The organism is Enterococcus sp. AZ020 (genome assembly GCF_050499205.1).
GTDB classification, from domain to species: domain Bacteria; phylum Bacillota; class Bacilli; order Lactobacillales; family Enterococcaceae; genus Enterococcus_L; species Enterococcus_L dunnyi.
Genome location: NZ_JBIPAT010000001.1, coordinates 2,744,778 through 2,758,657, shown reverse-complemented (window position 1 = coordinate 2,758,657; position 13,880 = coordinate 2,744,778). Strand labels below are relative to the sequence as shown.

General features: G+C 38.5%; 10 protein-coding genes. 4 read left to right on the top strand and 6 right to left on the bottom strand.

The window, feature by feature from the left end:
• Positions 1–76: 76 nt before the first annotated feature.
• From IGI58_RS13235 to IGI58_RS13220, 4 genes are all read left to right on the top strand, one after another.
• On the top strand, positions 77–826 hold the full coding sequence (locus IGI58_RS13235; protein ID WP_429953037.1) for a DeoR/GlpR family DNA-binding transcription regulator: 750 nt from the start codon (positions 77–79) through the stop codon (positions 824–826).
• The gene (gene pfkB, locus IGI58_RS13230) at positions 826–1,740 is read left to right on the top strand and encodes a 1-phosphofructokinase (protein WP_225532955.1); all 915 of its coding nucleotides are present in this window, start codon (positions 826–828) and stop codon (positions 1,738–1,740) included. Before IGI58_RS13235 ends, pfkB begins: the two co-directional genes overlap by 1 nt.
• 249 nt (positions 1,741–1,989) lie before the next feature.
• A complete protein-coding gene (locus IGI58_RS13225) occupies positions 1,990–3,915 on the top strand; it encodes a PTS fructose transporter subunit IIABC (RefSeq protein ID WP_225532954.1) in 1,926 nt (641 codons plus the stop codon).
• A gap of 202 nt (positions 3,916–4,117) precedes the next feature.
• A complete protein-coding gene (locus tag IGI58_RS13220; RefSeq protein WP_429953038.1) occupies positions 4,118–4,864 on the top strand; it encodes an SDR family NAD(P)-dependent oxidoreductase in 747 nt (248 codons plus the stop codon).
• A gap of 244 nt (positions 4,865–5,108) precedes the next feature.
• Here IGI58_RS13220 and IGI58_RS13215 read toward each other — a convergent pair whose 3' ends face one another.
• The 6 genes from IGI58_RS13215 to IGI58_RS13190 all read right to left on the bottom strand — a co-directional run bounded on the left by IGI58_RS13215 (position 5,109) and on the right by IGI58_RS13190 (position 13,706).
• The gene (locus IGI58_RS13215) at positions 5,109–6,440 is read right to left on the bottom strand and encodes a hypothetical protein (RefSeq protein ID WP_429953039.1); all 1,332 of its coding nucleotides are present in this window, start codon (positions 6,438–6,440) and stop codon (positions 5,109–5,111) included.
• A 106-nt stretch (positions 6,441–6,546) separates the two neighbouring features.
• On the bottom strand, positions 6,547–7,779 hold the full coding sequence (locus tag IGI58_RS13210) for an MFS transporter (protein WP_429953040.1): 1,233 nt from the start codon (positions 7,777–7,779) through the stop codon (positions 6,547–6,549).
• 155 nt (positions 7,780–7,934) lie between these two features.
• Entirely contained in the window at positions 7,935–9,302 is a 1,368-nt protein-coding gene (gene allB, locus IGI58_RS13205; RefSeq protein WP_429953041.1) for an allantoinase AllB, read from the bottom strand.
• 101 nt (positions 9,303–9,403) lie between these two features.
• Positions 9,404–10,861: an allantoin permease gene (gene allW, locus IGI58_RS13200; protein ID WP_087639498.1), complete on the bottom strand. Its 1,458-nt coding sequence runs from the start codon at positions 10,859–10,861 to the stop codon at positions 9,404–9,406.
• 152 nt (positions 10,862–11,013) lie between these two features.
• A complete protein-coding gene (locus IGI58_RS13195; RefSeq protein ID WP_429953042.1) occupies positions 11,014–12,291 on the bottom strand; it encodes an MFS transporter in 1,278 nt (425 codons plus the stop codon).
• A 206-nt stretch (positions 12,292–12,497) separates the two neighbouring features.
• A complete protein-coding gene (locus IGI58_RS13190) occupies positions 12,498–13,706 on the bottom strand; it encodes a pyridoxal-phosphate-dependent aminotransferase family protein (protein ID WP_429953043.1) in 1,209 nt (402 codons plus the stop codon).
• Positions 13,707–13,880: the final 174 nt, after the last annotated feature.

The following is a 13,880-nucleotide window of genomic DNA, read 5'->3' as shown; positions in this document are numbered from 1 at the left end:
TTTGACCGTTTTTGACCGTTTTTGATTGCGAAACGAATTTGAGTATGCTATTATAGTCAATGAAAGAGGTGTGAAAATGCTTACAGAAGAGAGACATCAAGCAATTTTACGGTTACTTGACCAACAATCGATTGTAAAATCACAAGATTTAGCACTTTTATTAGATGCATCAGAATCAACGATTAGACGGGATCTAAAAGAATTGGAAGAAGTTGAATTATTGGAGCGCGTTCACGGTGGCGCCAAGCGGATCTTAAATTTAGGTTTCGAACAAGACATGACGGAAAAAACAGTCAAAAACACGCAAGAAAAACAGATAATCGCTAAACTAGCTGGTTCATTTGTTCAAGATGGAGACGTCATTTATTTAGATGCTGGTTCTACGACCTTAGAAATGCTGCCTTTTTTATCAGGCAAAAATATTACTGTTGTTACGAACTCCGTGCATCATGCCGCCAAACTAGGTGATTTAAACGTCAACACTATCACCTTAGGTGGCTCATTAAAATTATCAACGAAAGCAATCGTGGGTTCGACTGCTTTAGAACAACTCAGTCGTTTTCGCTTCAATAAAGTTTTTATGGGCATGAACGGGGCACATCCAGAATTTGGTTTGACTACTCCTGATCCTGAAGAAGCTGCACTAAAACATATGGCCATCACTCATGCTGAAGAAGCATATGTGTTGATCGATCAAACAAAGCTGAATAAAATAACTTTCACAAAGGTTGCTGATCTTGAAGCAGTGAGTTTACTGACGAACCAGTGCTCACCTGATATTTTGGAACAATTTCAGAAAAAGACAACCATTAAGGAGGCAAAATAATGATCTACACAGTAACTCTAAATCCTTCAATTGATTATATCGTTCATGTCGATGATCTTAAATTGGGTGATTTAAATCGTATGACAGCGGACTTTAAGCTTCCTGGAGGAAAAGGAATCAACGTTTCACGTATTTTAAAAAGAATCCAAGCTGAATCTACAGCTCTTGGTTTCATTGGCGGCTTTACAGGAAATTTCATCTCTGACTGGCTAAAAAAAGAAAACATTCAAACTAATTTTACAACAGTCGAAGAAGATACTCGCATCAACATCAAGCTAAAATCCGAAAAGGAAACTGAGATCAACGGACTTGGACCAACGATCAGCAACGAAGAAATGCTTGAATTGAAACAGATTTTAGGAAATGTTCAGTCAGGTGACATCGTTGTTTTGTCCGGCAGTACTCCAGCCTCTTTGCGTCAAGGTTTCTATGAAGAATTAGTTCAAATCATCAAAGAAAAAGAGGCAGACTTTATCATTGACACTACTGGAGCTGATTTACTTAATGCTTTGCCACAAGCTCCGTTGCTTGTTAAGCCGAATAATCATGAATTAGCAGAGCTTTTCGATGTTGAATTTCAATCGATTGAAGATATTTTGCCATTCGGTGAACGCTTATTACAGGATGGTGCCAAACATGCCATTATTTCAATGGCTGGAGATGGAGCTTTACTCTTTACTTCAGATGGGATCTATCAGTCAAATGTCTTAAAACGTCCTTTGAAAAATTCTGTTGGTGCAGGAGACTCTATGATCGCCGGATTCGTTGGTACTTTTGTTAAAAACAACGACCCTGTTGAAGCTTTTAAATGGGGAATCGCTTGTGGAAGTGCTACAGCATTTTCAGATGATTTAGCAACAGCTGATTTGATCAATGAATTGATTTCGGAAGTTGTAGTGAAAAAAATCCGCTGACTATTGAAATTCAATTAAAAGAATTTGTTAAAAAGATACACATATTTAAGAAAACGTGCTGCACAGGTCAGCCTTTCGGGAAAAAGATTAAACGAGCTGTTCCGCATCTATTGTTATCTAGCTGCACAAGCCAGCCTTTCGGAAAAAAGATAAAAAGAAATTGTGGTAAAGAGCACCACCTTTTCTTTTTCCTATTTTTCTGTCAAGGCTAAACGGCTTGTTCCGCTTTTAAATTAAGGAGGAATTTTTATGAACATCAAAGAGTTACTTGTCAAAGATGTGATGATCATGGATCTACAGGCGACTGATAAAAAAGGCGCTATCGATGAAATGGTTCAAAAGATGTATGATGGTGGCAGAATTTCTGATATCGCTACGTATAAAGAAGGTATTTTAGCTCGTGAGGCTCAAACTTCTACTGGTTTAGGTGATGGAATCGCAATGCCTCATGCGAAAAACAAAGCAGTTAAAGAAGCGACTGTTCTATTTGCAAGAAGCAGCAAAGGTGTTGACTATGAAGCACTCGATGGTCAACCGACTTACTTATTTTTCATGATCGCGGCCCCTGAAGGCGCAAATGATACTCACTTACAAGCATTGGCAGCTTTATCTCGTCTACTGGTCGATCCAGATTTTGTTGCAAAATTGAAGGAAACTAAAACGCCAGAAGACGTACAAAACTTGTTCCAATCTGCGGAAGAAGCAAAAGAGGCAGAAGAAAAACAAGAACAGCTTGCAGAATCGAATCAAGCAACAGCAGATCCAACTCGCAAATTTGTGGTTGCCGTTACGGCTTGTCCAACAGGTATTGCTCATACTTATATGGCTGAGGATGCATTGAAGAAAAAAGCAAAACAAATGGGTGTTGAGATCAAAGTTGAAACGAATGGTTCAGAAGGAATCAAAAATCGTTTGACTGCTGAAGATATCGCTCGTGCAGATGGTGTCATTATTGCCGCAGATAAAAAAGTTGAAATGAATCGCTTCGACGGAAAAGAATTAGTCAATCGTCCTGTTAGTGATGGTATTCGTAAAACAGAGGAATTGATCAACCTTGCAACTAGTGGAAATGCTCCCATTTTTCACGGTACAGAATCAGATGCTACTGATGAAGACAGCTCTGCCGATGGTTCCGTTGGCTCGCGAATTTATAAAGACTTGATGAACGGCGTTTCTCATATGCTGCCATTTGTTATCGGCGGCGGAATCGCAATTGCCCTTTCCTTTATGATCGATCAATTTATCGGTGTCCCTCAAGATCAACTTAGTAGTTTAGGTTCTTATAATGAAATTGCGTCTTGGTTCAATCAAATCGGTGGTGCCGCATTTGGCTTTATGCTACCTGTTTTAGCTGGTTTTATCGCTTCTAGTATTGCTGACAGACCTGGATTGATCGTTGGTTTCACAGCTGGTGCCTTAGCTAATACTGGCGGTGCTGGATTTTTAGGCGCATTGATCGGTGGGTTCTTAGCAGGTTATGTGATCATTTTCTTGAAAAAACTCTTCAAAGGATTACCTAAATCACTAGACGGGATCAAAACAATCTTATTTTATCCAGTCTTTGGTTTACTGATCACTGGCGGTTTGATGTTACTGATCAATATTCCGATGAAGATCATCAATGATGGGCTAAACAGTTTCTTATTAGGTCTTGATGGTACAAATGCTGCTCTTCTTGGAGTTTTACTAGGTGGAATGATGGCCATCGACCTTGGCGGACCAATCAACAAAGCCGCTTATGTATTTGGTACAGCATCGATCGCAGCAACTGTTACAGAAGGTGGTAGTATTATCATGGCTTCTGTTATGGCCGGCGGGATGGTTCCTCCTCTTGCGATCTTTATCGCAACATTGCTCTTTAAAAACAAATTTACTCAAGATCAAAAAGATGCTGGCTTGACGAATTTGGTGATGGGGCTATCTTTTGTCACAGAAGGAGCGATTCCATTTGCCGCAGCTGACCCACTAAGAGTCATTCCAAGCTTTGTCGTTGGCTCGGCTTTAGCTGGTGGTTTAGTTGGCGGATTCGGGATTCGGTTATTAGCACCTCATGGCGGGATCTTTGTCGCATTATTGTTGAGTCATCCTATTTTATATCTTGTATTTATTGCAATCGGTGCAGTTGTATCTGCCGTTATTCTAGGTATTGTCAAAAAGCCCGTTGCACAAGACTAATCCTTAAAACAAAAAAATGAGTCAAAACAAAACGTTTTGATTCGTTTTTTTTATTATAAAATTCTCCGGTTTATATCATTGGCGTAACTAAAAAAATTATATTACACTTAAGCCATACTAGTTAATAAATTTATGCCAATATTATGTGTTTAAAATAACCGGAAAGGATAACTATAATGTTCTTCATTATAGCGGTTTTTTTATGAATAAATTAGTAGGTAAAACCATATTGATTACAGAAGCTGCAGGCACTATCGGCAATGCCATCGCATTGTCCACTGCTAAAGAAGGAGCTTGCGTTATCTGTACCAGTACAAATCTAGAGAAATTAACTCCGATTATTTCTAAAATCAAAGAAAATGGCGGGACAGCGATTGCTCTTGAGCATACTAGCAATTCTCAACAAAGTTGGGAAAATAGTCTTTCATTTATCATAAAAACGTATGGTAAGATCGATTGCTTCGTTAATTGTGCCAGTATTATTTCACCTAAGATGCTTCTGAGTTTAACGAATGATGATTTTAATACTTTACAAAATACAGTCATCAATCCTTTTATTTACGGCTCAAAGCAAATTCTTCCTTTGATGGTGCCGAATAATTGCGGCTCAATTATAAATATTTCAACGATCGAAGGCTTAGTTGGTTTAGATGAACACCATCCTTACACAGCAATCAAAGAGGTCCTTCGTTCATATACACTTGATGCAGCATATGAATATGCGCCCTACAATATACGTGTGAATTCAATTTGTCCAAGTGTAGTCAACACACAATTATTAGAAACAACATTTCCTATTGCTAGACCTTATTATAAAAAATATGTTCAGTTTCCTGATTTTGGTAGCCCTGAAAATGTAGCCAAATGGGTCATTTATTTAGCTAGCGATGAAGCAAGTTTCATCACCGGAGCTGAAATCATCATTGATAGCGATCAAATCATTCAGTGATCATCATTAAAAAAAGCGGATGGGACAGTAGCCGCTTTTTTTCTCATCGTTTATACGAATCAAAGTGTTTGGGCCAAAACTCTGCGAGTCAAATCTCAGACACCTGTAATTCGGATAAACGGTGAGAGCAGAAGCAATCCCTTCGGAAATAAGAAAGAATTCACAAAAATTTGGAAAACAATTTTCGTGAATTCTTTCTTATTTTTCGGGATTAAACACTTCTGTCTCAACCTCTCTTTTCTATTTACTCACTAATATCGATCGTTTGGTTGACAGATTCTAGATAGCTGTAATCTAAAAAGACAACTCTTAAATGATTTTTAGCCTTCTGTAAATCAAAACGTGTCGATCGCTCTTTTTGTTTCAAATTACTGATATTCACATCGATCAGTTTATCCCACAATGCTTCTAACGGAACTTCTTTGATTGCTTCCTGCGGTAAATAGAAACGTAAGACAGAAACGAATTCGTCATACTTCTGATCCAAAACATTGATTTCTAAAAACTGTCGGATATAAAATTCATACGCCGAAAGGCCACCATCTAGCGCCATCTGAGGATTCAGCACTCGATAATTCATCATCTTGCGGCTTTTTTCATCGATCCAAGGAAAATAAGCTTGCGCATTTAAAATTCCTTTTGTACGATTTTCAACATATTTATGGTGGACACCATCGTAGCTTCTAGTTACAAAATATGTGGCATCTTTTTTTTCAACAGGCTGATAATAATGGTTTTGATACTGAACGGTTTGTGTAACATCTTCAACAAATGCATATTCAATGTATGGCGGACGTAAAACCCCAGTCCCGTTATTCCACGCGAGTTGATCATACCCCATCTGATCTCGATATAAGCGTTGATATTTTTGATTGACCGAAAGCTCCCAGTTAAAAGGATCATTGAATAAGGTTATCTTAAGAACATTATTCGCTAGCTCGGTGATCGACTGTACCTGCTGGACCTCTAAAAAAATCGGTTTAGGGATGATCTGAAAAAAAAGATCCGAATAGTACATCTTCCAGCAAGAAGTTAAACACAACCCTTTAAAGAAAATATCATAGCCCGCTAGTTGGTTACAATCAACGATGACCTCTTTATTTCGATTATAACGCTTCGGCAATTTCTCAATTTCCTCTGGCATTTCAAATGTTCGCTTTTCGATCATTTCCACATTATTATACAAATATTCATCTAAAGATCGAATATAACCGTAAATACCATTTTTGACCATTCGAGTATCAAGATAATCTTCGATCATCGTCTGATAAGCAAAAAATAGATCCTTATCTAAAATTGTTCGATCATGAAGGGTAAGCTCAGAGATATGCAGTTGGGATTCTCCACCCTGTCCTTTTATTTTGATCCACAGATCCTCTTTTTCTGTACATCCTTGGATTCGCTTTGTAATCAGTGCTAAATTAAATGCTTGTACTTCTTCATTGTCAAAACAATAATTTTCAATCGTTGTCATGATCCGTAAAAAGCTCAACCAATCAATAATATCCTGCTTCATTTCTTCCAATGAACGAGTTTTACGCTGAAGAACCATATAGATTTTCTCTGTCTTTTTCATTTGCCCACCTCATTCCTTATAACAAGTATAACGAAAATGAGGTCAGAGTTCATCTAATATACTCCTAAAAACACAAAACTAGTTTTGATTCCATCGCATATTCTCACTATGGTTTGCTTTTTACAAACCGATTGATTAGATAAAATAGGAAGGTTCCAATACAAATAATGAGAATGGCAAGATAAAAAGCATATAGCTTTGTTCCAGTGAGATCAGAAATTTTTCCTGTTAACGATGGAACGATCACGGAAGAGGACATTCCAAAAAAATTAAACACTCCATACATAGTAGCAATACTTCCCTTAGGCGCCCCTTCTCCCAGCCATGAAATAATGATCGGCTCAACTGCTAATTTACCAAAAAAACCATACGCCATGATTCCAATCACCAAAACCGTTTGATTTGTTGTCGTCACAGTTAGAAATAACACAAATGCAGCTAACAATTCCAAAAGAATGATCAACTGGATTTTTTTCTTAGGCATTTCATCCGCAACTCTACTAAAGACCAATGCCCCAGGAATTGCTGTAAAAAATACGAGTGAGGAGGCCAAACCAACAGATGTTCCAGCAAACCCTTTTTCAGTCTCTAAAAAATTAGGCAGCCATGTATCGATCAAATAGTAAGTGTACAAGGTCGCAAAATACAAAATATACGCAGAGATCATTCTTGGTTTGAATAGTTGCCTGACTGAATGATGCTCTTTGATTTTAAGCTCGTCTTTTACTGCAGTATATTTTTTAGGTTTTTCCATTCGAATGTAACGACTGAACATGAGCACTGCCAATAGAATCAAGAGGATCGTTGTAAAAATCAGTGCCTGCCATGGTAATTTTCCCGTACCAACCAAATAACTCGAAGAAACCAACCCTAAGCCGCTGCCGATCGCTGTACCACTGTTGACAACTGCTGTTGCCAAGCTGCGCTTAGACACTGGTACATACTCTGCTGTGAGAGAATATGCGACGCCATAATAAGTGCCACAACCAAGCCCCGCCAAAACACTTCCTAAAAAGACAATACCGATCGTTTGAGCCGTTCCTACGATCAATGCACCCAGTCCAAACAATAAAAAGCCGGGAATCAAAATTTGTTTTTTACCGATTCGATCCACTAATATCCCTGAAGGAATCTGCATACAAACATAGCCTAAAAAATAAAAGCTGGAAATGTGCCCTAACTGTGCATCACTTGCTCCGCCAAAATAGTCACTGATGATCGGATAAATCGGTGTCAAAACCGTTCGATAGATCCAAATAACGATCCAGCCTATCGTTAATATGTAAATAATTTTCTTCCAGTAAGGTACTCTTTCGTTCCGTTCGCTCTTTCCGTTCATTATTCACAGCCTCCTTTATTAAACGAGCATGCCTAACACGACCTTTACTACTTGAGAAATATTGCACAAGGATAAACACAAGAGAGGTCAGACATTAACAACTAGTATGACAATGTCTGACCCTATACTGAGTATTCATTTAAAAACTGAAAGTTCTATTTTTTGATAAAAGCTCCAACAAATCCTGATGAAACTCCTTCTTCTTTAGTATAAATAACATGTCCTCTCAAGACTGTCTGCATTACTTGTGCACCGATTTCACGACCAATATATGGACTGATTTTATTACGATACTCTAAGTCTTCTGCCTTTAACATGTACGGAGCATTCGGTTTGATCAATACGAAATCAGCATCTTTTCCAACACTGATCCGTCCTTTTTGCGTTAGATCATAGCGATCTGCTGGATTTGCAGCGATGATATCAGCAAATTGTTTCAATGACATTCCTCTTTTTTGAACCCCTTCATCATAAAGGACATCCACATTGTTTTGGACACCTGAAATACCGCCCCACGCTTCAAAAGCATTCTCTTTATCCTTTAAATCAGGCGTACAAGGTGAATGGTCGGATGTCACAAAATCAATTTCTCCAGCCAATACCTTGTCCCACATGCCCTTTTGATTTTCTTTGTCACGAATCGGTGGTGAACATTTGACCACAGGACCAATCGCATCCAGCTCATCAAGATCAAAATACAGATAATGCGTACATGTTTCACACGTCACATCAACACCTTCTCGTCTCGCTTTGGTCACTTCCTCCACACCTTCTGGACAAGCAATATGGCAAATATGGATGCGGCAGCCTGTTTCTTTCGCAAACAAAATTGCTCGGCGGATCGGCTCAACTTCTGTAAATACAGGTCGAGTTGCTACGTACGCTTTTAACGTCGTTTCTCCGTTTTTATAAGCAATTTCTCCTAATCTATCAGTAATCGCAGCATTTTCAGCATGAATTGCTAACACTTTTCCTGTCTTAGCAATTTGCTTCATTCCTTCATACAAAGAATAGTCATCGACATTCATAAAATCACCATCGATACTCCGATCACCGCATGTAGCCATAAAACATTTATATGCTGCAACGCCGCCATCATCTAATTCTTGAATGCCACCCGTCAAATTAAATGGTACTAATCCGCCGAATGACCCGACATCTGATTTTAATTTTTCTTTACCTGATTCATATTTTATCTCTAAGGACCTTCCATCGACCGTAGCAGGCACTTGATTTAACGGCATTTCCATAAAAGAAGTCACTCCGCCCTTTGCACAAGCAGCTGTTCCTGTGATATATCCTTCCCATTGATCACGATATCCACCGCCTGGATCTGTGATATGGACATGTGCATCCACCATACCTGGACTTACGACCAAGCCAGATGCATCAATAACTTTTTCAGCTTCACCGAGATCATTACCAATGGCGGCAATCAAACCATCCTTCACTGCAACATCTGTTTTGACTTCACCAGACTCTAAAATCACTAACCCATTTTTAATCAATAAATCATAGCTCATCTTCGTTCCTCCTATTTTTAAAAGCTAAATGACGCTCAACAGTTAGAATTTCATCTAATCGATCCAATCCATTTAGCTAGTTGTTCTAACCTTTACCGTACTTATTTTTTCAAAAATTTTCTTAATAAAAGGTACAGACAAAACGCTGAAGCAAAACCCGCTAACCAAGAAATATCAGAAATCACTTTAAAAGCTGGAATAAAATGACCGCTCAAGCAAATAACTAATGCTACGATCGTTGCGACATATGCTGATTTATCTAGACCCTTATAGCGATTATGGCTATTATCTTTCGACTGATCCATATAAAGCAGATCCAAATCGATCGTTTGCTTTTCAACAAAATAATAATGCGCAATCATCGTGCCGGCAACAGGTCCTAAAACTGCACCGATCGTATTCAAGAAAATGAATATACTTGCTGAATTTTCCATCAGCTTCCATGGCATGATCAGAAAACTAATGATGCTTGCCAGTAATACACCTTTTTTATAATCGATTTTTTTCGGAAATAATGCACATAATTGGTACGCAGCCGGGATGATATTTCCTGTGGCATTTGTCGAAACAGTCGTTAATAAGAAAACCAGCATCGCCACAATGATCGCAAATGAGTTCTCCCAGCGATCAACGATATTTAAGATATTCCATTCCTGAATCCCGTAATGGATCGAACCGCCGATCAAAATCGCTACACTGGAAAAAGCGAAAATTCCATACCCTACAAGTAGGCTGGCAGTTTGGCCGATCGTTTGATCTTTGGTCGATTTCGCATTTTGTGTAAAATCAGAAACACTAGCTCCCGGTGCCGCCCAAACTGCTAAAACGGAATTCATGATCATGAAGTAAACAAAAATCGGCGAAATATTATGCGCTGCTCCAGCCACATTATAAGATAAAATCGGACCAATTCCTCCAGCGACGCGAATTGCCCAAATCGCCATCCCGCCAAATACAATATAGATCAACGGACTTAAAATCGCAGTGAACTTGTTTAGTATTTTTCCTCCACCTAGTCCGATCAACATATTTACCGCCCAAAAAAGTGTGAATGCGATCAAGCCTGGAACTGAAATACCTAAAATCGTTGTTCCTCCGCCTAATGTTAAAAAGCCCGGCCAAATTTTTCCAATCAAAATCAGTAACGCTAATGAACCAGTGTAATTTTGCAAACCAAACCAAGCAATCGCTGCGACACAGCCTCTAAGAAATCCTGGTAATTTTGCGCCAAGATCGCCATAAGTCGAACGTAAATGCATAGCAAAAGGAATCCCATATTTTGAACCTGCACGACCATTGAATGTCATAAACAACGCAACCGTCAGTGCACTTAAAACTAAAGCCAGCATAATGTTGATTGGTGATAAGCCTAAAAATAAAAAGCCGCCAACTGCTGTATAGTTTGGAATATTGTGGACAGAACCCATCCATAGCGTAAAGTAATTCAGCTTGCCCATCATTCGTTTAGATAACGGCTTAGGCAATAGGTCATCATTGTATCCTCGCTTTCGAAATTCCTGTAATTCGGATTCAGTGATTTGATAATCTTGGTTTGTCATTTCTTCGCCTCCTTTTTAAGCGCTTTCAAAAAATGTAGGATAAAAATAGAAAATCGATCGAACGATGCATGGTAAGCAATAATAAAAAGATGTGTCTAAATTCCTTGCACTATTCAGTTCCAGAAGTTAAACACATTTCATTATTTACTTAATTATTCAGCCTTTTTTTTCTTAAGATTCGCTAATAAGAATAAAGCTGTTCCTGCTACCAATAAGATAACTGAAATATAAAAACCCATTTCTTTTGAACCCGTTGCGTCTGAGATAGAGCCCGTCAAGGTTGGTGCAATGACTGAAGACATCATACCGAAAAAGTTGAATACGCCAAGAGTGGTTCCGATGCCGACTTTAGGAGCATTTTCACCCAACCAAGATATGATGATCGGCTCCACTGCAAGCTTTCCTAAAAATCCATATAAAATCAAACCGACTAATAACAATGTTGAATTTGTTGCTTGAACTGTCAACAATAACATGACAGCTGCTAAAAATTCTAAAACGACAATAAACTGTACTTTTTTATGCATAAACTTATCTGCCAAACGGCTGAAGAACAACGCCCCTGGAATGGAAGCAAACGCTACAAGTGAAGCAGAAAATCCGATCGCTGCACCTTCAAAGCCACGTTCTGTACCTAAAAAGTTCGGCAGCCAAGTAACCGTCATATAATACGCATAACAAGTAGCGAAATATAGAATATAGGCAAATAGCATTTTTGGTGAAAATAATTTTTTCATCGATACTTGTTCTTTTTCAACCACTTCTGCAGTCTCCGTTTTTACTTTCGCTTCTGCTGCAGCAGATTGAGCTAAAAATTCAGCATCTTCTTTATTATTACGAATAATTGCGATAAATGCGATCAACATCACTACGATCAACGCAACAGAAATATACATCATTGTTTGCCAAGGAAATTGTAATTGAACAACCAAGAAACTTGATAAAATCAATCCTAAACCCGAACCTACTGCAGAACCGCTATTAACGATCGCTGTTGAAAAACTTCTTTTATCTTGGGGAATATTTTGAGAAGTCAATGAGTAAGCTGAGCCATAAAATGATCCGCAACCTAAACCAGCTAAGACACTACCAAAATAAATCATCGAGATGCTTGTCGCTTGAGAAATCAAAAATGCTGCAATACCAAACACGATAAACCCAGGGATCAAGACTTTTTTCTTTCCGATTTTATCTACTAAAAATCCTGCTGGAATCTGCATCGCTACATAACCAAAGAAATAACAAGTAGAAATAAATCCTAAAGCAGTATCAGAAACATTCCCTCCAAGGGACTCATTGATTTGCGGATAAGCAGGTGATAACGCCGAACGGTATACCCAAATCGTTACCCAGCCGGCACATAATAGTATGACAATCTTTTTCCAGTAATCCATTCCTGAACTCTTTACTTTTTCATTCGTTGCATCCATGTCTTTTCCTCCAACTGTTATTTTTCTATATATGATTTTAGACAAAGTTTGTGCATTTTGCTATGGAATATATAGAGAAATCACTTCTTTATTCGCTTTAATTGTAAGCGGTAGCAATCTTTCGTTCATCATTACTTTTCACAAACTTAGCAAAAAGTTTGTGCAAAACGAACAATAAATTGTTCTTTCACACAAACTATGTGAAGCTATTTTTTATAAATCGCCAAAGCAGCTTTTACCGCTTCACCTTTCGCAATAGCGGCGCCATAATAATTCAATGCACCTTCTAAAGCCGACAATACATGAAGAACATTACTTTTACGGCTGCTGTAGCCCATATTTCCAATACGCCATACTTTTCCTTGTAAAGCACCAAAAGAAGAAGCAATCTCAACAGCAAACTCATCCAACATCAATGCCCGTACTTTCTCGCCATCGATCCCTTCAGGAATCATGATCGGTGTGACGGTCGGCATCTTTGTGCTCAATTGACCATAAAATCCAAGTCCCATCGCTTTTATGCCTGCAATGATTGCCTGATCATTCAAAGCATGCCTAGCATAAACATTTTCCATGCCTTCTTGAATCAGCATTCTCAAACCTTCATGCAGTCCATAAACCATACTGGTCGCCTCCGTATGATGATTGATCCGTTCCTCACTCCAATAACGTTGCAGTTGGCTTAGATCAAGATAATTGCTGCTGATATGATTTTCATTGCGAATATCTTTACTTAGCCCTAGCTCTTTTTGATAACGGGCATCCAATACTTTTTCTACACGTTTATTATAGGTGATCAATGCTAAACCAGAAGGTACGCTCACACATTTTTGTGTACCTGCAATAGCGATATCGACTGCCCATTCGTCTACTTCTAAAGGTACACCACCATAAGTTGCAACCATATCCACGACAAAAAAGAGATCATTTTCCCGACAATATCGACCGATTTTATCCAATGACTGCATCTGTCCGTTAGCTGTTTCACCATGGACCATTGCTACTATTTTCGGTTGAAATTCTGCTATTGCTTGAATGACCTCATCCTGCTCAAAAGGCGCATCCCATTCTTTTTCAAGATAATGGATTTCTGCTTGAGCACGTTCGCATATCTCTCCTAAAAGATAAGCAAATCGACCGTAGACAGGAATCAATACTTTATCTCCTGGTTCGACCAATGCGATCAATGCCGCTTCTAAACCAGATCGAGAAGTACCGTCGATCGCAAACGCCTGCTCATTTTTGGTTCCAAAAGGAATTTTGATCATTTCCTTGACTTCATCCATGATTTGAAGAAAAGATGGGTCAAATTGACCTAAAATAGACGCTGACATAGCCCTTAAAGCAACGGGATGTGCCTCTACCGGCCCTGGTGTCATAATCGTTCTACTTGGTACTGATATTTCTGAAAACATAACTATTCCTCTTTTCCGTTTTATTTCCATCGTACTCTTATATGCGCAAAAGTCATTGTCATTATTAAACAAAAACATACAATATTCAGTTAATATGCACAAACCATTCTTGAATCTGAATACGCTATCATTTACAATAGAGATATTCTCATTATTGTATATTCTAGGAGGCAA